25 protein-coding genes are annotated in these 22466 nt (G+C 44.9%); 9 read left to right on the top strand and 16 right to left on the bottom strand.

Annotated features, from left to right (window positions below; all coding sequences use genetic code 11):
* The first annotated feature begins 59 nt into the window (after positions 1-59).
* The 3 genes from queE to A3EU_RS0103055 all read left to right on the top strand — a co-directional run bounded on the left by queE (position 60) and on the right by A3EU_RS0103055 (position 2490).
* Positions 60-689, top strand: coding sequence for a 7-carboxy-7-deazaguanine synthase (queE, locus tag A3EU_RS0103045; protein ID WP_020534646.1), 630 nt, complete (start codon positions 60-62; stop codon positions 687-689).
* 127 nt (positions 690-816) lie between these two features.
* A complete protein-coding gene (locus A3EU_RS32445; RefSeq protein WP_020534647.1) occupies positions 817-1494 on the top strand; it encodes a hypothetical protein in 678 nt (225 codons plus the stop codon).
* Between the two features lie 48 nt (positions 1495-1542).
* Positions 1543-2490: a magnesium transporter CorA family protein gene (locus A3EU_RS0103055; protein ID WP_020534648.1), complete on the top strand. Its 948-nt coding sequence runs from the start codon at positions 1543-1545 to the stop codon at positions 2488-2490.
* Between the two features lie 11 nt (positions 2491-2501).
* Here A3EU_RS0103055 and A3EU_RS0103060 read toward each other — a convergent pair whose 3' ends face one another.
* From A3EU_RS0103060 to A3EU_RS0103075, 4 genes are all read right to left on the bottom strand, one after another.
* On the bottom strand, positions 2502-3551 hold the full coding sequence (locus A3EU_RS0103060; protein ID WP_020534649.1) for a sensor histidine kinase: 1050 nt from the start codon (positions 3549-3551) through the stop codon (positions 2502-2504).
* A 280-nt stretch (positions 3552-3831) separates the two neighbouring features.
* A complete protein-coding gene (locus A3EU_RS0103065; protein WP_020534650.1) occupies positions 3832-4515 on the bottom strand; it encodes a response regulator transcription factor in 684 nt (227 codons plus the stop codon).
* Between the two features lie 106 nt (positions 4516-4621).
* Positions 4622-4960, bottom strand: a complete 339-nt coding sequence (locus tag A3EU_RS0103070) for a DUF4296 domain-containing protein (RefSeq protein WP_020534651.1) — start codon at positions 4958-4960, stop codon at positions 4622-4624.
* Between the two features lie 150 nt (positions 4961-5110).
* Positions 5111-5611 (bottom strand): SixA phosphatase family protein, encoded by a 501-nt coding sequence (locus tag A3EU_RS0103075; protein WP_026211196.1) that lies wholly within the window; start codon positions 5609-5611, stop codon positions 5111-5113.
* Between the two features lie 269 nt (positions 5612-5880).
* Between A3EU_RS0103075 and A3EU_RS0103080 the strand changes: the two genes are divergently transcribed.
* Complete coding sequence (locus A3EU_RS0103080) at positions 5881-6672, top strand: SDR family oxidoreductase (protein ID WP_020534653.1); 792 nt, start codon at positions 5881-5883, stop codon at positions 6670-6672.
* A gap of 250 nt (positions 6673-6922) precedes the next feature.
* On the opposite strand, the gene A3EU_RS0103085 is transcribed toward A3EU_RS0103080, so the two are convergent.
* The 7 genes from A3EU_RS0103085 to A3EU_RS0103115 form a co-directional block, all read right to left on the bottom strand.
* Complete coding sequence (locus A3EU_RS0103085) at positions 6923-7306, bottom strand: zf-TFIIB domain-containing protein (RefSeq protein WP_020534654.1); 384 nt, start codon at positions 7304-7306, stop codon at positions 6923-6925.
* A gap of 45 nt (positions 7307-7351) precedes the next feature.
* Positions 7352-9550, bottom strand: coding sequence for a penicillin acylase family protein (locus A3EU_RS0103090; protein ID WP_020534655.1), 2199 nt, complete (start codon positions 9548-9550; stop codon positions 7352-7354).
* Between the two features lie 39 nt (positions 9551-9589).
* The gene (locus A3EU_RS29220) at positions 9590-10132 is read right to left on the bottom strand and encodes a GNAT family N-acetyltransferase (RefSeq protein ID WP_083937235.1); all 543 of its coding nucleotides are present in this window, start codon (positions 10130-10132) and stop codon (positions 9590-9592) included.
* Between the two features lie 114 nt (positions 10133-10246).
* The gene (locus A3EU_RS29225; RefSeq protein WP_020534657.1) at positions 10247-11416 is read right to left on the bottom strand and encodes a cytochrome-c peroxidase; all 1170 of its coding nucleotides are present in this window, start codon (positions 11414-11416) and stop codon (positions 10247-10249) included.
* Positions 11417-11622: 206 nt separating this feature from the next.
* On the bottom strand, positions 11623-11877 hold the full coding sequence (yidD, locus tag A3EU_RS0103105) for a membrane protein insertion efficiency factor YidD (RefSeq protein WP_020534658.1): 255 nt from the start codon (positions 11875-11877) through the stop codon (positions 11623-11625).
* 30 nt (positions 11878-11907) lie between these two features.
* Positions 11908-12411 carry a DUF6702 family protein gene (locus A3EU_RS0103110; protein WP_020534659.1) on the bottom strand — a complete coding sequence of 168 codons (504 nt, stop codon included), beginning with the start codon at positions 12409-12411 and terminating at the stop codon, positions 11908-11910.
* Between the two features lie 11 nt (positions 12412-12422).
* Entirely contained in the window at positions 12423-12785 is a 363-nt protein-coding gene (locus tag A3EU_RS0103115) for a methylglyoxal synthase (protein ID WP_020534660.1), read from the bottom strand.
* Between the two features lie 153 nt (positions 12786-12938).
* Between A3EU_RS0103115 and A3EU_RS0103120 the strand changes: the two genes are divergently transcribed.
* The gene (locus A3EU_RS0103120) at positions 12939-13781 is read left to right on the top strand and encodes a DUF2911 domain-containing protein (protein ID WP_020534661.1); all 843 of its coding nucleotides are present in this window, start codon (positions 12939-12941) and stop codon (positions 13779-13781) included.
* A 234-nt stretch (positions 13782-14015) separates the two neighbouring features.
* Positions 14016-15185 (top strand): MFS transporter, encoded by a 1170-nt coding sequence (locus tag A3EU_RS29230; protein WP_020534662.1) that lies wholly within the window; start codon positions 14016-14018, stop codon positions 15183-15185.
* Between the two features lie 132 nt (positions 15186-15317).
* Here the strand turns inward: A3EU_RS29230 and A3EU_RS0103130 are convergent, their stop codons facing one another.
* Positions 15318-16157, bottom strand: coding sequence for an NAD-dependent epimerase/dehydratase family protein (locus A3EU_RS0103130; RefSeq protein WP_020534663.1), 840 nt, complete (start codon positions 16155-16157; stop codon positions 15318-15320).
* A 117-nt stretch (positions 16158-16274) separates the two neighbouring features.
* Here A3EU_RS0103130 and A3EU_RS0103135 point away from each other — a divergent pair, with 117 nt between their 5' ends.
* Positions 16275-16529 carry a hypothetical protein gene (locus A3EU_RS0103135; RefSeq protein ID WP_020534664.1) on the top strand — a complete coding sequence of 85 codons (255 nt, stop codon included), beginning with the start codon at positions 16275-16277 and terminating at the stop codon, positions 16527-16529.
* 20 nt (positions 16530-16549) lie between these two features.
* Here the strand turns inward: A3EU_RS0103135 and A3EU_RS0103140 are convergent, their stop codons facing one another.
* From A3EU_RS0103140 to A3EU_RS0103150, 3 genes are all read right to left on the bottom strand, one after another.
* Positions 16550-17113 (bottom strand): RNA polymerase sigma-70 factor, encoded by a 564-nt coding sequence (locus tag A3EU_RS0103140; protein ID WP_020534665.1) that lies wholly within the window; start codon positions 17111-17113, stop codon positions 16550-16552.
* 150 nt (positions 17114-17263) lie between these two features.
* On the bottom strand, positions 17264-18364 hold the full coding sequence (locus A3EU_RS0103145; protein WP_020534666.1) for an AAA family ATPase: 1101 nt from the start codon (positions 18362-18364) through the stop codon (positions 17264-17266).
* An 82-nt stretch (positions 18365-18446) separates the two neighbouring features.
* Positions 18447-18908, bottom strand: a complete 462-nt coding sequence (locus tag A3EU_RS0103150; RefSeq protein WP_020534667.1) for a heme-binding domain-containing protein — start codon at positions 18906-18908, stop codon at positions 18447-18449.
* A gap of 184 nt (positions 18909-19092) precedes the next feature.
* Between A3EU_RS0103150 and lnt the strand changes: the two genes are divergently transcribed.
* Positions 19093-20916 carry an apolipoprotein N-acyltransferase gene (gene lnt, locus A3EU_RS0103155; RefSeq protein ID WP_052331279.1) on the top strand — a complete coding sequence of 608 codons (1824 nt, stop codon included), beginning with the start codon at positions 19093-19095 and terminating at the stop codon, positions 20914-20916.
* Between the two features lie 10 nt (positions 20917-20926).
* Positions 20927-21451 (top strand): hypothetical protein, encoded by a 525-nt coding sequence (locus A3EU_RS0103160; RefSeq protein WP_020534669.1) that lies wholly within the window; start codon positions 20927-20929, stop codon positions 21449-21451.
* A gap of 510 nt (positions 21452-21961) precedes the next feature.
* On the opposite strand, the gene A3EU_RS0103165 is transcribed toward A3EU_RS0103160, so the two are convergent.
* On the bottom strand, positions 21962-22435 hold the full coding sequence (locus tag A3EU_RS0103165) for an FKBP-type peptidyl-prolyl cis-trans isomerase (RefSeq protein WP_020534670.1): 474 nt from the start codon (positions 22433-22435) through the stop codon (positions 21962-21964).
* Positions 22436-22466: the final 31 nt, after the last annotated feature.

Genomic DNA, 22466 nt, shown 5'->3' on the forward strand with positions numbered 1-22466 from the left:
ATCCTTTTGTCCTTCGCACAAAATAAGGTTACGATTTTATAAATAACTACCTTTGCGGAATGGAATTGTACAAGATCAAAGAGATATACTATACCCTACAGGGTGAAGGTGCGCAAACGGGTCGTCCGGCAGTTTTTTGTCGCTTTACGGGCTGCAACTTATGGAGTGGCCGCGAGGAAGATCGCCACAAGGCCATTTGCCAGTTTTGTGATACCGACTTCTGGGGAACGGACGGCAAAAACGGCGGGCGATATTCTGCTACTGAGCTGTCTGAAAAAATAGCTAGCCTATGGCCTGGAGGAGGCAAGCCTTACGTAGTATGCACAGGAGGAGAACCGCTGCTACAACTCGATGAACCATTGATTGAAGCATTGCACGAGAGTGGCTTTGAGGTAGCCGTAGAAACCAACGGCACCAAGCCTGCACCAGCAGGCTTGGACTGGATTTGTGTAAGCCCTAAAGCTGGTGCTGACATTGTACTCACCGAAGGGCATGAACTCAAGCTTGTTTATCCCCAGCCAGGGGCGGAACCCGAGCTATTTCAAGACCTTTCTTTTACGCATTTCTTCCTCCAGCCGATGGATTCGCCTGAACAGGCGGCTAACATCCAGGCTACCGTGAATTACTGCCTCCAACATCCTCAATGGCGGATGAGTTTGCAGACCCACAAGGTTTTAAATATCGACTAGTCGCCAAAATAGTTTGTATCGCGCGGAGGCGCAGAGACGCAGAGGTTTTTTCAAGTGCTTCTCAAGTAGATACATTTTGCTATAATCAATCAGGTGCAAATTTCTAAACAGCCTCAGCTTTTCATTCATGCTTCGTACTAAATTATCCGCCGCTTACCTTCGACTACAGCACGCTATCCGCTGGTTGCCACTGCGGGGCAAGCGCCTGGGGAAACACATTCTACACTTTTGCTGGTCAGATATAAACTGGTGGATAGAGGTTTTCCATTATCTGCTTGACCTATTGGCTATTCCCGAATTGTACGAAACCTTGCAGGATTTTATCAAGTGGCGAAGTCGCCCCCTTTTGGATGCAGAGCGTGTATTACTCTACCCTATTTTCGGCGAAAGCCTGGATTATGACCGGGTACGGATTGATGAACGCGCTTACCTGGGCCCACCGCAATGGAAAATTTGCTACGTCAGTTTCTATACGATCAATGCCTGGGGCCGTATGGCGCCGGGGCTACTCATTCATGAGATGGTACACGTTTGGCAGTTTCAGCACTGGGGCAGTGTTTATATTCCTCGTGCCTTACAGGCTCAATTCAGTGAGGAGGGTTACAACTACGGCGGTGCTCCACGCGTCGCCAACTGGGCCAGGCAACAAGCCCACCTCGAAGATTTCAACCCAGAACAACAGGCAGACCTCATTGCTGATTATTGGCGTATCCAGCAAGGCCATACGACTCACTGGGGCCCAGCAGGGCCGGCAGACTTGCCTAACTACGCTTATTTTGCAGAGCAGTTGCAAAAGGAAAATTAGGGAGCCGCCTATTTTTATTGTAGATTTACACCTGCTGAAAAAAGCCTTATGATCCGTTATTTAATCAAAGAAGATGGCCGCTTACGTGAGCTCGATGAACCGAAACCAGGTTGCTGGGTAAACATCGAACCTCCGTTTACCCACGAGGAACTCGAAGAGGTGGCGATTTTATTTGATTTCCCTCTTGACTTCCTTACCGACTCGCTGGATATTGACGAACGTTCTCGCTATGAGCGCGAAGAAGATGTACGGCTTATTGTATTGAATACGCCTGTGCTAAACGGCGTAAAAGAAGACAACGACGCCGTTTACATTACCGTACCGGTAGGTATTATCCTTATTCCGGATTACCTCCTTACTATTACTTCTTTTGAAAATCCGGTTTTGCAGTTATTTCTTGACAACAAGATCAAGCATTTCAATCCTAGTGATGAATCGGCCTTCGTTTTACAGATCATGGAGCAAAATGTATTCCGATTCTTGACTTGCCTGAAGAAGTTGAACCTGCGGCGAAACATGATCGAGAAAGAGCTTTATGATTCCAGCCAAAACAAGCAGTTGGTAGAGTTATTGAGTATCGAAAAATCACTGGTTTACTTCATGAATTCCCTCAGTGCTAACGAACTGTTGAAGATGAAAATGAAGCGTACGGATTTTCTCCAAATCAGAAATAACGAAGACAAAAACGATCTTTTCGAGGATATCATCATTGACAATAGTCAGGCTTTGGAAATGGCCAATGTTTACACCAATATCCTCAACGGCACGATGGATGCTTACGGCAGCATTATCTCTAACAACCTGAACCTTACAATTCGTCGCCTTACGCTTATCACCATTATATTGATGGTTCCGACGCTGATTGCCAGTTTCTATGGTATGAACGTACCGCTGCCAGCGCAGGACAGTAGCTATACCAGCGTTTTCATTATCGGTTCATCAGTAGTCCTGAGCTTACTGGTAGCGTGGTATTTCCAGCGAAAGCGGTTGTTTTAGTCCTTTTCAGCTTATGCTTTTTCCAAGGTAAACCCGAAGGTAGAACCTAGCTCTGCTGTACTTCTCACATTGATCGTTTGCTTATGAGCTTCCATGATATGCTTGACGATGGCTAGCCCCAAACCAGAACCTCCACGCAAGCGCGAGCGGCTTTTGTCGACTCGGTAGAAACGATCGAAAACGTGTGGCAGATGCTCTTTGGGGATACCAATACCGTTGTCTGCAACTTCTACGAGGATATATTTATCCATGTCATAGAAGCCCAACTTTGTACTTCCCTTATCCTTGCCGTATTTGATACTGTTATCTACTAAGTTTACCAGCACCTGTCGGATACTTTCCCGATCTGCACGTACTTTAAAACTTTGGTCAGCACCACTTTTGAGTTCCAAAAACAACTCATTTTCTCTGGCTTTGAACTCAAGCTCATCTATTACCTCCATCGCTAGCTCACGGATATCAAAGACCTGCATTTCCAAAATCAACTCCCCTGTTTCAAGGCGGGAAATTGCACTCAGGTCCTCGACAATGGTATAGAGGCGTTCTACATTTTTAGCGGCTTTCTGGAGAAACTTGAGGTTGATCGTCTCGTCCTCCATTCCACCATCCAGTAAAGTATGGAGGTAGCCTTGGATATTAAAAATGGGTGTTTTCAACTCGTGGGAGATATCTCCAATAAACTTACGCCGGTATTCTGCCCATGATTTGTACTTTGCGATCTCTGCTTCTTGCAACATCGCCCAGTCGCTAACTTCCTTTTCTACATCCTCAAGTATATTGGTCTGAACATCTACCGAATGACTTTTGTCTGATGACGACACCTTTTGTCTGTGGATCGTTTTATAGATCAACTTAATTTTCCTGTAGATATAATTCTTAAGAAAGTAGATGGTTACTGCGTAGGAAATACCGAATAAGGCCAATGGAAAAATCAGCCAAATGAGTTGTATATCAAAGGCTCCTACCGCTAGTAGTGTAAGTACAAAACAAGTGCTCCCCCCTGCTGTAATCAGGAAGGCCACAAAAAGTGCTATTTGTTGAGGCGTTGAGTTTTTAAGCATGTCCTGTTATTGCGCAGAAAATAAAGTTCGATTTCTTTAAGTTTTTCAAATAGTTAAAACACTTGAAATGAAGCGTTTATTCAACTATTGTGAAAAACAAATCGTACTTTAATTTCGTGCTGTTCCTTTATTGCGCAGAAAATAAAGTTCGATTTCTTTCAAGTTTTTCAAATAGTTAAAACACTTGAAATGAAGCGTTTATTCAACTATTGTGAAAAACAAATCGTACTTTAATTTCGTGCTGTTCCCTTATTGCGCAGAAAATAAAGTTCGATTTCTTTTAAAATTCGAATTTGTAGCCAATTCCTTTTATGGTCTTGATGTAATGGTCGCCGATTTTTTCACGCAATTTGCGGATATGGACATCAATGGTACGGTTACCAACAATTACATCAGTTCCCCATACCTTATTGAAAATCTCTTCTCTTGAAAAAACCTTACCAGGCTTGGAGACTAGTAAATTGAGTAGTTCAAATTCTTTTTTGGCCAGCTCAATTGTTTCTTCTCCTCGTTGTACCAAGATTCGATCGCGATCAATGGCCAGGTCACCTATATTGATAATATTTTCCGCATCCTCTTTTTCAATACGTTCAGATCTACGCAGTAAGGCACGGATACGACTCAAAAAAACGCGGGGTCGAATAGGTTTGGTTATATAGTNATCACCACCGGTTTCGAGCGCAGCAATTTGCGAGAAGTCTTCCTCTCTGGCAGTAAGGAAGGCGATTACAGTTTGTGCAAACTGCGGGCGTGACCGCAAGACTCTGCACACTTCTACCCCATCCATTTTGGGCATCATAATGTCGAGGATGATCAAATCAGGATTTTCCTGTTCTGCCATTTGGATACCTGCTTCACCATCTGAAGCTGTCACGACCGAGAACCCTTCTTTCTCCAGATTATACTGTAAGAATTCGAGGATATCCGGTTCATCATCAACCACTAAAATCTTTGCCGTTTCCATTAGGTCTTTACTAGTTCAATGGCAAAAGTAAAGCTTTGCCCTGCCAATGGGCCTCATGCTATGTTAAATTATTATTAAACAAGTATTTAGCTAAACCTAAGTCAAATCAATTATTGGCCTCTGTTTCAATTATTTGGATCTGCTCCAACACCTTAGTATACGTCTCTTCTAGTCGCTTGGGTTCTTTCTGCAACCATTGCATACTACTTACGAACTCTTCCATGGTATAGCCTTTCTCCACAAGAATCAAGGTATAATACTGCTTATAAATACTGTCTTGCACGATATAAGGCATCTCTCGTCCGGCAGGTTCCAAAATGAGTGCTTCAGCAATAATTTCAATGAGTTGATCCTGTGGAATCGGTGGAGGCAATTCTTCCTCTTTTCCACAAGAAGCAACTAATACCACTAGGGTAAAAACCGATATAATTAATCGAATACTCATCTTTTAGTATTGCGCAGAAAATAAAACACGATTTAGCTTCGCTGCTGCCTCAAGGTTTCATAAGACTTTCAAATAGTTAATCCGCTTAAAATGAACCGCTTGATTAACTATCATGAAAGTCAAAATCGTGTTTTATTTTCGTGCTGTTCCTTAGAAATACTGTTTTGGAAAATGTATATTGGTAATAATAGCCGTCGGAGGAGCAAAATCAGACCAGGTTTCGGCTTGGGCGTCTTCTATTTCAACGACGCCACAGGTAGGTAGGTTGCTGAGATAATCATCTTTATAAAAAAGATTAGCCACATTGGTAAAGGTGGGGTTATGCCCAAAAAAGACGACATGCCCCCATTCTTCCTTTAAATTGCTGATCAAGTGGATAATGGTTGCACTGTCTGATTCATAGATACGCTCTTCCTTGACGATGGCCCCTGGTTCTTGCCCCAGCGCCTGAGCAAAATGCCTGGCAGTGGTAAAGGCCCGTTTAGCCGTACTACTCATCAGTGCATCCGGTGCCCAACCTTTGCTAGCCATCATTTTAGCCATAAAAGGAGCATCACGGCGGCCTCGTCCATTCAAAGGGCGATCGTGGTCACGAAGGCTCAAATCAGACCAACTCGATTTTGCGTGCCGAACGAGTGTTATCTTTTTCATCAGCTTAGTCCTTTTTTTTGTAAAAATAATGGAAGTATTGCCAAACATACCTTAATTTTAAGATACCATCTTCAATATCCGGCATCTGTCTTTCCGGAAAATAGTATGTTCCCCACTTTTTATTAAACAAGCATAGCTTCCCATTCGTTTGGGTGGATAATGCTATGTTCTAAAACAACTTCCTTACTTTTGGCCCTATGAAAAGGAAGGCAAAGGGAGCAAACTTACTGTAACCTTTTGTACGCGATCTGAACTAAAGCTTATTGATTATGAAATTTAAGGAAAAAGTCGTCTGGATAACGGGAGCATCCTCCGGGATAGGAGAAGCCCTTGCTTACGCATTTTCACAAGAAGGTGCATTTGTGGCCATTTCGGCTCGTAATCAGGAAGCCTTAGAGAAGGTTCGCAATGCTTGTGCCCACCCAGATAAGGTAATGATAGCCCCATTGGATGTTGCCAAGTTTGACCTTGTGCCTGAAGTAGCCGCAAAGATTATTGATCGCTTTGGTTATTTAAACATCTTGGTCAACAATGCCGGTATTTCCCAGCGTTCATTGGTGCGTGATACTGCCTTTAGTGTTGATCAACAGGTCATGAATGTTAATTTTATGGGAACGGTGGCTGTAACCAAAGCTATTTTACCCACGATGCTGCACCAGCGCTTCGGACAAATAGTGGTCATCAGTAGTGTAATGGGCAAAATAGGTACGCCACTGCGCTCTGCCTACGCCGCGTCTAAACACGCACTCCATGGTTTCTTTGAATGTCTACGGGCCGAGGTCAAGGAGGAGGGTGTAGGAATTTGCATAATTTGCCCAGGCTACGTCAATACCAATGTTACCATTAATGCCCTCACCGGAGATGGCAGCCCCAATAAAGTCAAGGCCGAATCTACGGCTAATGGGCTTTCGCCAAATGAATTTGCTCACAAAGCACTCAAGGCTATTGCTGCCGAAAAAGAAGAAGCTCTCATTGGAGGCAAAGAACTCCTCACTATTTATATCCAGCGTTTTTTCCCACGCCTCTTACGTTGGATCATCCGACGGGTGAATGTTACTTAATGTGAGGTTTGAGTGTAAATGGCTTATTATCAGCAAACTACTCCCTCAAAACCTCACCGTACTAGGTAAAAAGTAAATGGTACTTGGTATAACATCCGTTTTAGGAATTCAAACCTCCTATATCCTACATTAAACACCTGACAATGTTAGACTTGCCTAGGATTTTTCGTCTTTTAGGAACATAAAAAAGGCACTACGAAGTAGCAGCGCAAACTAAACCTCATGTTACTTCATGAGAGATCAATCTTTGCTATGCTAAATCGCGAATAAAGTGGTAGAGGGAAATTAGAAAGTGCTCCTGTTGGATGGCCGTTAGTTCACCGGGATCAAGCCAGGTGCCTTGGCATTTTTTGCAATAATCGATAATTACATGTCGATCGCGGGGGTGATCGGCCTTAATCAGCAAAGGGGAATCAGGGCACCGGGGGCAATACAAGCCAATCAGCTGATCTACCTGAGGAGGAATTTGTCGCACTTCCCACGCTACCGGCTCTACAATGGCTTCGAGTTTTTTCATTTCTTCGAAATCCAACCAAATACCGTCGCATTGCGGGCAACGATCGATCTCCAACTGGTAATTTTTCTCCTTAATGGTCTCCAGTTGCATACTCACTTTACAACGCGGACAATTCATATTCTTCCGTTATTTTGATGGAATTACTCCGGGTATAATTTTTTCTTAAAAAGCTTGTCTCTTCTCTCCTGGGTGGTAGGTTTCTGCGGCCTGTGCTTCCACCTCTGGTCGGTAGAAATAAACCTCCCTAAACTCCTGATTGCAAAAAGCTTTGGACTGGTCATCAAAATGAGGAGAACGCATGTGCCCTGATTGCCCCCCCGTAACAATGGCCTTCGCACGGAGCCGCTTACCAAATGAAATTACCGCTACAAAGCTATTGCCATGGAGCCCATAGCGTCGTTTACTGCCTTCATAGGTTTGTGATTCTATCGCAGCTATTGCGCCCCAGCGAGAGGAGGTAAAACCTACCGGTAGGCTTGGCCGTAAATCATCAAAAGTCGGATCAATAGCATTACTCAACCTTTGGTACCGATTGATCAATCCCCAGGGCGTTTGCCAGTTCCCAAAATCACGTTCTAATTGTGCTACAACTTCCTTCAAGGCGGTCACCATTTGTTCATCCGTCACATAATCTTTGATCCAGGCATCAAAGAGCATTTCCTTACGAACCGCTTCGGGCGTTTGCTGATAAGCCAGGCCTAATACTTTTTCTGCCCAAAGGATGGCCAAAGTAGTAGATACAGAGGAAACGCCGTAATTGCGGTCCCAGGTTTTTAAGGCCATGTAAGCAGAAACCAGTTGGCGGTCCTGATCGTCACCTTTATTTTCAAAGGCTTCTTCCAGCAAAGGTATCAAGCGATCAAAGGCTACCAGATGAGGATCATTGGCGACTTTGATGAGGCTATCTAAAGTGTAGTTGGATATACTTGCTAGCAAATTATTGGCATGAATACTGCGAAAATTATCTTTGTCAGGAGCCGCATAAGCAGGGTATTTCCCCGGATCAGGGCTCTCCGTGGCGGCAGCAGTAAAGGGCGTAGAGTTGCAGTTTTGTAACCAGTTGGTTTTAGGATTTCGCAAACGAATCATCTGCCCCGGTGTGTGTAGACCTTGCCAATCTTGTTGAGGGTCGCTGCCATCGACATAGCCGCTGTAATCGTATTCGGGGTTTCGTTTTGGCAAATAATTACCATGCCAATAGGCAATATTTCCTTTGTAATCTGCAAAGACCGTATTGTTGGAAGAGTTGGTCCGAATTTTCATCGTCTTTTTAAAACTGCCGTAGCCTTTTGTTTTTGTGCGAAGAAAATCCTGGGTCAGTGCATCAAGCGGGCGATCCATCATTCTGTAGGCAATCCACCTACCCTCTTTCTTTCCTACAATGGGGCCATGATGTGTACGGTAAATAGTAAAAGAGCGTGATTTAATTTCCTTTCCATCACGGTAAGGAATACTCACTTCTTTTTGTTCCACCGCTCGCTCTTCGGTGCCGTATTGGTAATAATACTTACCATCGTCTCCCTGTTTGACTTCCTCCAGGTATTGATCGATAGCATCGGCCCAGGTAGAGGTATGCATCCATCCGCACTTCTCATTGAACCCTTGGTATACAAAAAACTGCCCCCAAGTCACTGCGCCGTAAGAAGCGAGCCCTTCGTCGCTATTGACGTGCTGCTCCGAGCGATAGTGGAAGGTAACGTGCGGATTGATGAGCAATAATGACTTCCCTTCACTGACCAAGTTTTTACCGACAGCAAACCCGTTAGAGCCTGTGGTTGGCGCCAAATCTGCCGGAGAATCCGGGTAGCTAGGCTCCTGAAGCCCTATGCGCTCGTCGCCATAAAAAGCGGCAATATCATTGAGCGAAACTCTAGTAATATCTGGCCCGATACTTCCTTCTGTGAAGGTGAAGGGCATCCATGGTTCAAATTTATTGATCCATAAAGGTTGCTCCTTAGGATGGGTATGCAAGTAGAAATTTATCCCATCGGCGAAAGCATCACAGAGTGCTTGCAGCCACTCCGGTGCATTGTTATAGTGGGTCTTTGCGCTGGTAGAGTCCATCCACATCCGAGCACGGAGATCATGATAGAGATATTCTTCGCCGAATGCCAAAGCCATTTGCCCGGTAGCTTCCAGGTAATTACGTTCTACTCTGGGGAAATCGTCTTCACACTGCGCATAGAGCATTCCGAATACGGCATCAGCATCTGTAGGGGCATAGATGTGAGGGATTCCCCATTCATCGCGGATGATTTCGGTTTTAGCAGCACGGGCTTCCCAACGTGCAATTTCCGTGGCCGAGAATTGTTGGCTGAATAATTGTCCACCAAAAAATAGTAGTAGAAAACAATAGCGCATAGGTCTAGTAGTTGGCTTTAGCCCGCCAAAATACAATTTCTACACCGCTTTGTGGTAAATCCTTATTTCTTGTCCTTGCTCTTTGGCAAATTTCTCTTCTTCGCTGAGGTTTCGGGCGTAAGAAAAATTCATTTTTTTCAATAAACTTAAAGACGCGAGGTTATCTGCCCGAACCATTGCCTGCACCGTCGTAAGGGCTGTATTTTCTTTGATAAAGCTCAATATAGCGGCTACGGTTTCGGTCATGATTCCTTTGCGCTGGAAGCCCGGTAGTAAATCATATCCAAGTTCTGCTGTTTTCCCGTCTTCAGAGAACTGCCATAAACAAACCGTTCCGATAACATCTCCAGGGGTATCTTTTAGTACAACACCCCAATAAAACCAACGGCCTTGGTCTATACCCTTTTCTATTTTTTCAATAAACAAACGACTGTCCAATGGTGACTTCATAAGTTCGCGCGAAAGGTAGCGTTGCACTTCTATATTCGTATGAAGGGTAAAGATAGCGGGAGCATCGGCCAATGTAAGGGCGCGTAATTGTAGGCGGGGGGTGAGTATGGTTTTTGTTGGTTGTTGGTTGATGGTTTGGTGGTTTGTTAGTCACTAGTCATTAAAACAATAGTCCCGTATCCGGCTTAAAGGCCAAATACGGGACTATGTTTGTCTTACACCATTATAGGTGTTGGAGCAACTTCTCTACTTGAAGGGGTCACTGTAACGTACTTCTTGTAGGTAATCAATATCCGTCAATGTTTCCATGAAGGCTACTAAGGCTGCTTTGTCTTCACTGCTGAGGTTAAGGCGCTTTGGCTGGCCACTCTCATCACGAAGAAGCTCATGCAGCTTGGGGTGATCTGCAACGTTATCGCTGTAGAAGTCCACGACTTCTTCCAGTGTTGCAAAACGGCCATCGTGCATGTAAGGAGCTGATTGAGCTACATTCCGTAAGGTTGGAATTTTAAAGGTGTACTGATCAGAAGTAATGTTAGTGAAACCGCCAATTCCTTCATCTTCGTACTGCATAGTCAAGCCGTTGTTAGCTGCATTCATCACTGGGCGGCCAAATACTGAACTGTGACAGCCAGCGCAACTTTCAAGGTAAATTTCCTTACCGCGGTTTTCAGCAGCAGTAAAATCAGAGAAATTGACCTCCATGTTGAAGCCATCTGTTGACTTTTCCGCAGCGCGGTCAAACTTAGAATCAAAAGTACCTAGACCATCTACAAACTCTGCTACCGCAGACAAGATGCGCTCCTCTGTTACTTGGGTGCTACCGAAAGCACGACGGAAAAGAGGCTCATAAAATTCTTGGTTTTCAATATTATTCACTAGTTCGTCTATAGTCAGCCCCATTTCTACCTCACTGGTAAAAGCAGCTTTCGCTTGCTCACGAGCCGTTCCAAAACGATTGTCCCACATGAAAGGTACACCGAAAGTGCCGAAAAGATCGACGCCATAGTAAGCTGCGAAACTAGCAACTGACCCTAGTGCGAGGCTATTCCGTTCGGTTTCGCCATCAACTCCATCGCTGGATATTTTGTTATCAGAAAAGGCTAATTCTTGTTTATGACAACTAGCACAGGATACTTCTCCGGTAGAAGAAAGTGCTTTATCGTAAAAGAGAACTCGCCCAAGGGTAGCCATATCTTTATTGATATTACGTGCAAACAAACCGCTACGAGAAAGATGCTGAGGTAAAACAACATTATAATCTAGCGGCTTTTCCGGCAGATCAAGTGTTTGCTGCAACATTGCCAGTTCTTCGGGGTAGTAGAATTCTTCCCGTACTTCAACGTCATCAGAAACACAGCTGCTCAGACCGATGGCCAAGACAGCAAAAAGTGATAAGTAAATAAAGTTTTTCATAATACCTGAGGATTTGAGGATTGAGGATTAAGCGCAATCACTATTCGCTTAGACGCACACCAAGTCAAGAAAGGTTGGGTTTGTCCGCAGAGAAAGCAAAAAATGATTTTCAAAAATGATTGTGAAAATACCTTGAACTCTTAAAAGTAAGAACTTCTCCGTTCCTTTTCACCCTTGTTTAACGTTTTGTCACAAGATTGTCAGGCCTATTTCTCGTTTTTTAACACTTCCTCCTCCTTTTTGTCTGATTTCTTAGGTACGGGATCATAACCCCAGGGGCCCCAGGGGTGGCATTTACCTATGCGTTTAAGTGCCAACCAACCACCTTTCAGTACGCCCCATTCTTCAATTGCCTCTACTGCATAATGCGAACAAGTAGGCTTAAAGCGACAACGCGGCCCCAACAATGGAGATATTGCATATTGGTAAAACCGTATTGGTAAAATGAATAACCAGCGCATAAATTTTGAATTATCAATGGATGTCCAGCACTAGGGCTTAATTTCTTCTTCCCAGTAATCCTGATAAAAAAGATAGTTTTTGAGGATTCCTTTTGCTCCTCTCACCTGAACCATATTTTGCTGATCGCTGTACATATCAAGCAAAATCTTGTTTTGTACCCTTAGTGGCTGATCCGGGCTTGCATCAGGAATATAGAGATAAATCCAGAAAGCCGTTAGGTCATCGCTGGTCTCTTTGCCCAACCATTCCCATTGGAGCTGTTGTTCTCCATTAAACAACTTAAAATAGCGCCGCAAATAAGTCTCCAGGTATTCCTCGGTCTTGGGTTCTTCCTTGGCTGTCCCCATAAATAAGTCATCGACTCCTTTATCCGCTAGCGCTTTTTCCAGGTCATCAATAAAAACATGAAGGCTTATTTGCCATTCCTGTGCATCAGCAGCGTATTCGATTCTGGCGCGACTAACATGAAATTCGTGTACTTCTGCCAACGGCACATCCAGGCATAAAAGCGAAAAAAACAATAATAACCGCATAAGCTTATGCTTTATAAATTCTTCATAAATAAGGTAGCAGCAGCAATATTGGTAGCCAATGGAATATTGTGAACATCACACAACCTCATCAGCATATTAACGTCTACTTCGTGCGGATGTTTACCAAGGGGGTCGCGAAAGAAAATAACCATATCCACTTGTTTCTCGACCAAACGGCTCGCAATTTGGGCATCCCCCCCGTAAGGGCCACTTTGCATCCGTTCTACTTCCAGCCCTGCATTTTCAACATGAGACCCCGTAGTTCCCGTTGCGATGAGGTTAATTTTGTGTTGCTTTAACAAATGAATATGATCCTTAATAAAACCTACCATATCGGCTTTTTTCCCATCGTGGGCAATGATTGCTATGGTCATTAATTTAACTATTTTGATTCGCTGCTTTAATTTAACACCTCATTATTAAGTGTAACTACATGAAAGCAGTAGGATTTCCTTAATTTCGCGAACAATTAGGTCTTTGGATTGTCCAAAGGTAGAATTATCCAATTCCAATTAAAACGAAATAGAATGAAAAAACTGTTATTAAATGTTTTCGCCCTTGTACTTACTGTGAGCTCTTTTGCTCAAATTTCTACGCCAGCTGCTAGCCCAGGTGCGCAAATCACCCAAGCTGTTGGTTTAACAGAGATTATGGTAGACTACTCTCGCCCTGCGATGAAAGGTCGTACGATCTTCGCCGCTGACGGATTAGTACCTTTCGGCAAAATCTGGCGTACAGGTGCCAACGGAGCTACGAAAATCACCTTAGGCCAAGACGCTAAAGTAGGTGGTGTAGCAGTAGAAGCAGGTGACTATGCTGTATTGACGATTCCTACTGCTGACGAGTGGACTTTCATGATGTACCCTTACGAAGGTCGTAGCTGGAACAGCTACACCGAGAAAGAAGCAGCTGCTAAATTTATGGTTCCTACAGCCAAGACTGCTATGTCGGTAGAATCTTTTACCATTGGCGTAAATAATGTTATAGGCAATAGTGCTACTATCGACTTCATGTGGGCAAATACCATGGTGAGTGTACCTGTAGAGGTAGAAGTTCACGAACTGGTAATGGCTAATATCAAGCGTACGATGGCTGGCCCTTCTACCAACGATTACTATGCTGCTGCCAGCTACCTGCACGACAATGGTGGTGACAATGCATTGGCACTCGAGTATATCCAAAAAGCAACCGCTGGCGACAAGCCTGGTTTCTGGATGGTTCGTCGCGAATCTCTGATTCTTGCTGACCTGAACCGTACCCAAGAAGCTATCGCTGCTGCTAAGCGCTCTTTGGCCTTGGCTAAAGAAGCCGGTAATGACGACTACGTTCGCATGAACGAGAAGTCGATTGCTGAATGGACTAACAAATAAGCCATTCTTGAAAAGTAATTAGAGGATAGAGAGACTAGGTTTTACAAAAATCGACCGATCTATCCGCTTGTTCTTAAATCCCGGATTGCCTCAAGCAGGTGGTCCGGGATTTTTATTATTTCCTCTCTGGGTGTTGACACTATCAAATGAGCATTAGTATCTGTCAATCTAAGGCTTGTTGCTTGTATGGTATTTGGCGTAATATTGCCAAAATTTTAAATAGACAAATCGGAAATGGCCTGGAGTAATGTACAAAAAAGCCGTGCTGCTGTAGCGTTAATTTTTGCGGTAAATGGTTTTTTATATGCCAATTGGGTGGCCCGACTGCCCCGATTACAGGAAATCTACAACCTGGATCATGGCCAGCTGGGGCTGGTACTCCTCGCAGGAAGCATTGGTGCTTTAGTAGCAATGCCGCTAACGGGCAAGGTCATAGTAAAAACAGGCAGCCACCGGATTACAGTGGTCATGCTGTTTCTCTTTTGTCTATTCGTTCCTTTAATTCCGGTAACGCCTAATATTTACACCCTTTGGATCATTCTTTTTGCTATCGGTGCAACGAGCGGTTCACTAGACGTAGCGATGAACGCCCAGGCGGTTTTGGTAGAACAGCAGCTACGCAAACCCGTAATGTCTTCATTTCATGCCATTTTTAGTGCTGGGATGATGCTAGGAGCAGGGAGTGGTGCTTTGTTTACTTACTTTGAAGTTTCCTTCTTCCTTCACTTGCTGATCGTCATGGCCGTAAGCTTGCTGATCGCTTCACGCGTAAGACATTTCCTCATTCCTGACCTCCGGGAGATTGGCCAAGAGCAAGAAGATCAACCTAGTCAAAACATCCTATTGCACCCAGCCCTTCTTTCTCTTGGCCTGATTGCATTTTGCTGTATGCTGGGAGAAGGCGCGATGGCAGACTGGACCACCATTTACCTTGAAAAGGTAAGTTTGGCAGACCGCGACTGGTCGCCACTAGGTCTAGTGGCCTTCTCTACTGCGATGATGATAGGTCGGCTCCTTGGTGATGGTGCCCGTCAGCGATTGGGCGATAGTCGATTAGTACAAAGTAGTGCTATTGTTGCTATTGCAGGTCTCAGCTTAGCACTGGCATGGCCCGTTATTTGGACAGGTATTTTGGGATTCTTTCTGGTGGGTATTGGTCTGGCAACGATTGTGCCTATTGCTTATAGTACTGCCGGTAACATTTCTGGTTTGTCGCCTGGGGTAGGCATCAGCATGGTTACCAGCATTGGATATGCCGGTTTCTTGGTAGGCCCACCAGTGATTGGATTCCTCAGCGATTGGCAAGGATTGCGGTTTGGAATGGCCTTTGTACTATTTCTATTCGTAGTAATGTTGGTATTGAATATTTTGGCGGTACGACGGCAGCAAAAAGCAGGGATTTAGGCGGGTGTTTTGGGTGCGGGGTGCATTTTGGGGTGCGGAGTGCGCTGAACACCTCCGACTTTCTATTTCCGACTTTGGATGCGGGGTACTTGGAGGTAATCGTACCAGTGCGATCATACGATTAAGGCTAATTCAGCCCCTCTCCTCAAACGGAAAACCCAATGGATTAGGATGTCGATACACAAACCCCAAGACGGCTTTACCTCGTGTATTGTCGATGATTTTTCCTTGCGGTTGCTCCATATTGGTAATAAAAGTCGGAGCGACAAGTCCGATAGCTTTGCTGGCTAAAGGATAAAAAGCAGCTTTCATGGGATGCTCATCCGCACAGATATTCAGGATATGGCCCCAGCGTGCATCAACAAGGACACGTTCCATAGCGCCGAGCACATCCTCTCGATGGACAAGGTTGACTAACTGTTCACCGCCCGGCACCTCTTCCTTTCCGGCAAACCAGCGGCCTGGCTGACGATCACCTCCTACCAAGCCTGCCAGACGAAGAATGGTAACTTGATCGGCATAACTTGCTTTCAATAGACTTTCCACTTCCACAAGGGCTTTGCCCGAGGCGGTAACAGGTTGCAATGACATATCTTCTGTAACTATTCCTTGCTGGTTGCCATAAATCCCCGTACTACTTGTAAACAGAACTTGACGGATGCCGCCAGCTTGAGCTGCTTGTAAAGCTTGCTGTATTTTAGCGGGATAGGTATTCACAACACCTGGATTGCGACGACCACCAGGAGGGACGGTCAGAACAAGCTGATCGGCAGCGAAGAAACGTTCCACCTCACCACTGATGTGGTCTGGATAAAGTTCCAAAAGATAGGTATCCCATCCCAGGTTTCGCAAGCGAGTAGCTTTTTCCTTATTGGTCGTCGCCACTTTCACGGTGTAACCGAACTGAAGCAAACGATGTGCAAGCGGCTCTCCGAGCCAACCCGACCCGAGTAGGGCTATGGTCTTTCTCATAGTTGGATGGTTAGCTGGTTAGCTGGTTTGATGGTTGGTAACAGGACGAAACAAATCAACATATCAACTATTCTTTTGGTTAATTGGTTTTAGAAGGTAAATCAATTTATCCTCCTGATGACCAATTATATCCCCATCAATTGTTCTTATTACGATGAATTAGAAGCTATTGCTACGCTCAAAAAGGTCGTTACTATCGTTTATAGCGATGAGCAAGGAGAAGAAGTTAGCACCGTTACCCGAATAATCAATCTCTATACCCGCAGTAAGGAAGAATTCATGGTACTGGAAAATGGTATGCAGTTTAGGTTGGACAGGTTGGTAAGTGCAGATGGAAAAGTAGTGATAAAAGGTGACGCTTGTGGTATCTAATGTGAGATTTGCCTCCTCTCTCAAAACAACAGGGCTGTCAAATAATCCCCCAGTTTTTCGCGCATAATTCGTAAGGCCTTACCCATTTGGTTTTCTACGGTCTTGATGGAAATGTCGAGGGTATCGGCAATTTCCTGGTAGGTTTTTTCTTCAAAACGACTGAGTTGGAAGACGGCCCGACAACGAGGAGGAAGGGAATTGATGGCTATGGTGATTCGCTGGGAAAGTTCTTCGGTAGCCAATTGTTCATCGGCAGCGGCGGCTTGCTGGCCGGGAAGGTGAATAGGTAGTTCGTCTGCTTGGTATCGGGTTTTCTTACGCAAGTAAGCAAGCGCTTCATTGACGGCCATCCGCCGCAAATACGCGGGGAGGTTAGAATCTACTTTAATACTTTCGCGTTTCTCCCAGAAGCGAACAAAGACTTCCTGCGCTAAGTCTTCCGACAACCCAGGGTCTTGAACAAAACGAAAAATAGCCTGACACACCGGTTGGTACTGCTGATCAAAGATCGCCCGCATCGCCGAACGATCGCCGCTACGTAGTTGGCCCAGCCAGTTTTGATGTCGGGTGTTTTCCATAATCATAAGCAAACGCTCTACTTCTGATATTTTTTTGGTTAAGAAATGGCACCTCTCGGCTTATTTCGTCCTGCAAAGGTCTACAAAGCTTCCTAAAGGTAATAACTCCTTCGACCTATTGCTTGATCTCTCTGATCAACGTAAACCCTTCTGTGATTAAAACAAGCTACTCAGGTCTACGTGGCTACGAATTAGTTCTACTGCACGTCTTGCTTTCCAAGGCGTACGGGTGTTAATTTTCACCTCCATCCGATTGATCTTAATAGCGGAGCCATAGGTATCAAGTTGGGTTGCGATCAAGGGAATTTCATGCATCATGATGTAGTCCTGGCAAGGAACTTCCCGTTGTAACTCACTGATGAAATCATTCTCGCCATTGACGATAATACCCGCTAATTTCAGGTCCTGGTCTGGATGTTTACGGTCAATTTCTTTTAATGCCGAAATTGCACTTTCCAACCTACGGTGACTTACGATCATCAAGAGATTCTGTAAGTCATCAAATTCTTTCTTCTCGATCAAGGAGCCGGAAGCAATGTTCTCGACTTTGTTATCGAGGTTATGTCCATTCATTATAACGACGCCATCGACAGCCAAACGGACACCCTCCATGATCGGGTTTGCCAGTGTTTTATCATAAGGAAGAACCCCCAGTAATGGGATTCCCCAGCGGTCAAGCTTACCTCCTACGAGCTCTCTGATTTTATCTGATTTTTCGGGAATAACCTTATTGATAATCACACCGGCAATGGGTACATCCTTTTCTCTAAAAAGAGACAAGTTGGCATTGAGTTTATCAATAGTATTCCCCACACCACCTTCTACGACCATAATAACGGAAGCATTGAGCATTTTGGCGACATCCGCATTGGATAGATCAATAACACTCCCCACTCCTGGGTGGCCGGTACCTTCGTAGACAACTACGTCGTGTATTTTCTGCAATTCCCGTGAAGCATGAAGGACTTGTTCCGGAAAATTATACTTCTCTGGATGGCGGAGAAACGAAGTCGTAACACCTCGTCCAAGAATCACAGGGCTATGCAATTCGGCTGACAAGTCGAAATTCATTGTTTTAGAAAACAACAATGCGTCCTTGTCCACCTTTAAATCTCCTAAGTCTACAAACTCCTGTCCGAGTGGTTTGCAATAACCTACATTAAGTTCTTTGCTACGAATAGCCGCCACAATACCTAGCGTAGAGGTTGTCTTTCCGACGTGTTGGCTGGTCGCAGCCACGTAAATTCTATCAAGCATAATTAGAAGAACTGGTACAGCGTGTTGGGATTAAATACAAACCTCAACAAGCGCTAACTTGAATAAAGAAATCAACGCAACATTACTGGTCTGCGCTCCGATATAGCTGCTGGAACCATTGCGCCAAAGCGCTCACTTGTTCATCAGACAATTTAGCTTCGGGGTGCAACCACGTAAAAGATTTCATTGGCATGTGCCGTTCTTGCACTTCTTCATAACATTCTTCCAGTTTATGCGCTGCTTTTTTAGCCGGATAGGACGTCCAATCAGAAAAATTCAGATGCTGACGTCCTCCATTGATGTGACCCTGTATCCAAAAAGAAAGGGGCGCTATTTTGGCATACCAAGGATATTCCGATTGGTAAGAATGGCAGTCGTAGCAAGCTCCCTCAATGAGGTTAGCGATAGCCGTTGGTGCCTCTACAGACTTAAGGAAATCGGCATTGGGGTCAACTTCAGGAACAGAACGATCAATAGGAATAAACTGAGCGACTAGGAGTAGGCCAACCAAAATAAGAAGTATCGTTTTGAGTTTTGGTTTCATAAGCACGGTTTCAGAATAATGAAGATAGATATTGCAAAGCTTGGCCTCAACTTTATCAGTGGGCAGCTTTCAAAGGTATAAAAATGTAGCCATTCTCAGAGAGAATACTTCTTACTAAGTAACGCTCATAATGCAAATAATAACAGGATTCCATTAATTTTGCGGCGTTCAAATGCCAAACAACATGCCTGTTTTACCTAATTTCACTGTTGTTCACGCTCGTCGTCTACTCCTGGCGGCCGCTTTATTACTGGCTATTGCATCAGGAGTTGGCTATGATATGCATCGCCTATGGCAGGCCGAACGCTTGTGGGGTTATCGCCCATTGTGGTTTTTGCTTTGTGGTTGGCTGGGGTTAATTGGACTGTGGCAATGGTGGAAATTACGAAAAAGCACGAAGCTGCCGAGTCGCCCGCTGGTTTTGTCTACACTGAGTGGTGTGCTATTGGGGGTAGGATTTCCAGACATTGTACCCTTGCCTTTTTTATTGATGGTGGCCTGGGTTCCTTTGCTACTTTTGGTAGAAGACTGGAAACAAAAAGAAGGTGCTAAAAAGCGGGAGCTCCTCCCCTACTTGCTGCACACGTTCATGCTTTGGAATATCATTGCGACCTATTGGGTGATGAATACCAGTTTTGCGGCAGGGCTTTTTGCCAATTTGGCCAACAGCTTGCTGATGTGCATTCCTTTCTTTCTTTTTTTGTGGACACAGCGGTACATTCCCAAAATGGGCTACGGCTCCTTGATTGCCTATTGGCTCACTTTTGAGCACATCCACCTCAGCTGGGAACTCACCTGGCCGTGGCTTACACTGGGTAATGGCTGGGCGGAATATCCCAGCTTGGTACAATGGTATGAATTTACGGGTGCATTTGGCGGCAGCCTCTGGATTTGGGTCATCAACATCCTACTGCTGAATATCCTTATCAGCAAGAAAACCCAGGTCGAAAAGCAGCTCCCGCTTTGGCGGAAATGGGGAAAGCCAATGGTCATTCTCGCTCTGCCAATGGTAGTATCTGTCGTAATGTACAATAGCTACCAAGAACAAGGTGACACCATAGACGTAGTTCTTGTACAACCCAATTTTGAACCTCACTACGAAAAATTCGAGCGTATAGAGGAAGCCGAACAAATCACCCGTTTTATTGCTTTGAGCAAACCGCTGCTGGACGATAAGGTAGACTACCTCGTATTTCCGGAAACCAGCTATGGTTTTGTAGAAGAGCTGGATGTGAAAAGCAATCGGAGTACGGGTCGTCTGCTGGAGGCTTTTAGTGCTTACCCTTCCCTAAAACTGGTCACGGGCCTGAATGCTTACCATGATTTCCTGCCCGACGAACCAAGAACGGGCGCTATGCGATCTCGCAACCGAGGTGGGCAGGTCATTGAATATGAGATGATGAATTTAGCGGCCCAGATTCCTATGGCTCCTGAAGCAGCCGTGCAGACCTACCGCAAATCAAAGTTAGTACCTGGGCCAGAAAAATTCCCGTTCAAGCGTATCCTTTTCTTTTTGGAGCCACTGGTGGATGCCCTTGGCGGAACGACTGCCGGACTGGGAACCCAGGACAAACGTTCTGCCTTCACGAGTGAGGCTGCCAGGGTTGCACCCGTTATTTGTTATGAATCTGTATTTGGCGACTACTTTGCCGGATACATCAGGGATGGTAAAGCGCAAGCGGCTTTCATCATGACCAATGACGGCTGGTGGGACAATACCGCCGGGCATCGGCAACATCTTTATTTTGCCAGCCTACGCGCCATTGAAACACGGCGTAGCATCGGGCGGTCTGCCAATACAGGCATCAGTGGTTTTATCAACCAAAGAGGAGATATTTCGCAAACGACTAAATACAACGAACCTATTGCGATTCGAGGGCAAATACAACTGAATGACGAGATAACTTTTTATGTAAAATGGGGGGATCTCATTGCCCGTACTGCCTTGTTTTTAGCGATACTTCTTATTTTAAATACCTTCGTAAAAAGTAGGCTACCGACAGCATAATATTTTTTGTATGAAAAAATGGATCATTGGAATTGTACTCATCTGCCTTGCTGGCTACTTTCTTTTCCCTAGCATTTTGCAGTTAGCCGGTTATAAAACGACCAGGGTAATGGTTTATAACGGCAATTCAACCGTAGCGAATTACCGCCTTAATGGCCAAGAACTAACGCTTGAATCCGGAGAAGCTCAAGTATACCGTAGTAGCCGTTTTACCAATCAGCTGGTTTACAAAAATGGGAATGACACCTTCAAGGCGACCTTTGGCCCTGGGCAGCATTTTGTCAATCTCGGAGAAGGGCCTCTTCGTTTAATGGAACGCTATTATCGTTGGGAAGAAGATAAACAGGCGTTTTTTCCTTACGTGATTGAAAACCCCAAAGATCACTTGCTCTATGATGCCGTTTTGAGCAAAGGCCTCCATACGCTGGATAATTGCTGGGATTGTTGCCTACTGCTCCCTCCCGGCGACCGGCCCTACCGCCATCTAACTCAAGAAAACAAGGATCGGAGGATCATCGTGAGTTCGAGGATTTGATTATGGTTAGGTGGTTGATGGTTGTTGGTTTAGTGTGGCTCTAGCGTCGTAATCCTTTGCGACTTTGATGCCAATGCCAGACACAAAACACCAATAAATAAGACCCATTAGGCGTGGAGCGAACAGCGGAACACGGCGCATCCCGATTTTCAATCGGGAGAGCAGCAGCAGCGATAGTAGCGGTATGCAATGCGCAGCACTGCATGAGAGCGGATAGCGCGGTGGCCAGCCGATAGGCGAGGCCAGCTGCCCCAAAAACAAACATGAGTCGCCCTGAATTTAGGGAGTTCGCAAAAAATAATATACACACCTTCCTACAAATCTTCCTCATCCCTTCACTTAGAAAGCGGCACTATAATAGCTGAAAAGAGTGATTTATCTGACTATTTGTAGAAAACCCCATGACTTAACTAATAGAAATCATGGGGTTTCGTCTTCAACTACAGGTTTTGCAGTTGGTCAGCACGGATTTTGATGACAATCAAAATTCGGGATGACTTATGTTTATGGCTACTGGAAGAAATCTACCAGTTCCATTTCGAAGATCAAGACCGAATTTGCGGGTAGGCCCGGAAAGCCATTACTGCCGTAGCCTAGACCTGAAGGGATGAGCAACAGGCCACTGCCACCAACGCCGTACTTTGGGATACCTATTTCCCAACCAGTAATTAAATTATCGAGTAGAAAGGTGACGGTTTTATCGGGGGTGGTGCCGTCAACATTCGTGCCGTCGAATACGAAGCCATCTGTACGCATGCCCTTGTATTTCACCTGTACGCTATCACTCAAGGTTGGCTTATCAGCCATACCGGCAACATCAATAGTGTAGAAAAGGCCAGAAGGATCTTCAATGGCATTCAAGTTATTGGCTTCGATATAATCGAGGATAATACTGCGATCAACCTCGGCTTGGTTAACGATATCTTCGCCGCAAGACATGATAGTAAGACTAGTGACAGCCAGTAATAGCAAAAACTGTTTCATTTTATTCTTGATTTCCTTGCTTGAGGAATGG

The organism is Lewinella cohaerens DSM 23179 (genome assembly GCF_000379805.1).
Lineage (GTDB): Bacteria > Bacteroidota > Bacteroidia > Chitinophagales > Saprospiraceae > Lewinella > Lewinella cohaerens.

Excerpts from the sequence above, each read along its gene's own strand:
- A3EU_RS0103140 (WP_020534665.1), bottom strand. The coding sequence starts at position 17,113 with ATGATTATGGAAAACACCCGACATCAAAACTGGCTGGGCCAACTACGT.
- A3EU_RS0103165 (WP_020534670.1), bottom strand. The coding sequence starts at position 22,435 with ATGAAACAGTTTTTGCTATTACTGGCTGTCACTAGTCTTACTATCATG.
- A3EU_RS0103130 (WP_020534663.1), bottom strand. The coding sequence starts at position 16,157 with ATGAGAAAGACCATAGCCCTACTCGGGTCGGGTTGGCTCGGAGAGCCG.
- A3EU_RS0103115 (WP_020534660.1), bottom strand. The coding sequence starts at position 12,785 with ATGACCATAGCAATCATTGCCCACGATGGGAAAAAAGCCGATATGGTA.
- A3EU_RS0103120 (WP_020534661.1), top strand. The coding sequence starts at position 12,939 with ATGAAAAAACTGTTATTAAATGTTTTCGCCCTTGTACTTACTGTGAGC.
- A3EU_RS0103085 (WP_020534654.1), bottom strand. The coding sequence starts at position 7,306 with ATGAATTGTCCGCGTTGTAAAGTGAGTATGCAACTGGAGACCATTAAG.
- A3EU_RS0103160 (WP_020534669.1), top strand. The coding sequence starts at position 20,927 with ATGAAAAAATGGATCATTGGAATTGTACTCATCTGCCTTGCTGGCTAC.
- queE (WP_020534646.1), top strand. The coding sequence starts at position 60 with ATGGAATTGTACAAGATCAAAGAGATATACTATACCCTACAGGGTGAA.
- A3EU_RS0103055 (WP_020534648.1), top strand. The coding sequence starts at position 1,543 with ATGATCCGTTATTTAATCAAAGAAGATGGCCGCTTACGTGAGCTCGAT.
- A3EU_RS0103135 (WP_020534664.1), top strand. The coding sequence starts at position 16,275 with ATGACCAATTATATCCCCATCAATTGTTCTTATTACGATGAATTAGAA.
- A3EU_RS0103110 (WP_020534659.1), bottom strand. The coding sequence starts at position 12,411 with ATGCGGTTATTATTGTTTTTTTCGCTTTTATGCCTGGATGTGCCGTTG.
- A3EU_RS0103080 (WP_020534653.1), top strand. The coding sequence starts at position 5,881 with ATGAAATTTAAGGAAAAAGTCGTCTGGATAACGGGAGCATCCTCCGGG.
- A3EU_RS32445 (WP_020534647.1), top strand. The coding sequence starts at position 817 with ATGCTTCGTACTAAATTATCCGCCGCTTACCTTCGACTACAGCACGCT.
- A3EU_RS0103145 (WP_020534666.1), bottom strand. The coding sequence starts at position 18,364 with ATGCTTGATAGAATTTACGTGGCTGCGACCAGCCAACACGTCGGAAAG.
- A3EU_RS29230 (WP_020534662.1), top strand. The coding sequence starts at position 14,016 with ATGGCCTGGAGTAATGTACAAAAAAGCCGTGCTGCTGTAGCGTTAATT.
- lnt (WP_052331279.1), top strand. The coding sequence starts at position 19,093 with ATGCCTGTTTTACCTAATTTCACTGTTGTTCACGCTCGTCGTCTACTC.
- yidD (WP_020534658.1), bottom strand. The coding sequence starts at position 11,877 with ATGCGCTGGTTATTCATTTTACCAATACGGTTTTACCAATATGCAATA.
- A3EU_RS0103090 (WP_020534655.1), bottom strand. The coding sequence starts at position 9,550 with ATGCGCTATTGTTTTCTACTACTATTTTTTGGTGGACAATTATTCAGC.
- A3EU_RS29225 (WP_020534657.1), bottom strand. The coding sequence starts at position 11,416 with ATGAAAAACTTTATTTACTTATCACTTTTTGCTGTCTTGGCCATCGGT.
- A3EU_RS0103060 (WP_020534649.1), bottom strand. The coding sequence starts at position 3,551 with ATGCTTAAAAACTCAACGCCTCAACAAATAGCACTTTTTGTGGCCTTC.
- A3EU_RS0103075 (WP_026211196.1), bottom strand. The coding sequence starts at position 5,611 with ATGAAAAAGATAACACTCGTTCGGCACGCAAAATCGAGTTGGTCTGAT.
- A3EU_RS0103070 (WP_020534651.1), bottom strand. The coding sequence starts at position 4,960 with ATGAGTATTCGATTAATTATATCGGTTTTTACCCTAGTGGTATTAGTT.
- A3EU_RS0103150 (WP_020534667.1), bottom strand. The coding sequence starts at position 18,908 with ATGAAACCAAAACTCAAAACGATACTTCTTATTTTGGTTGGCCTACTC.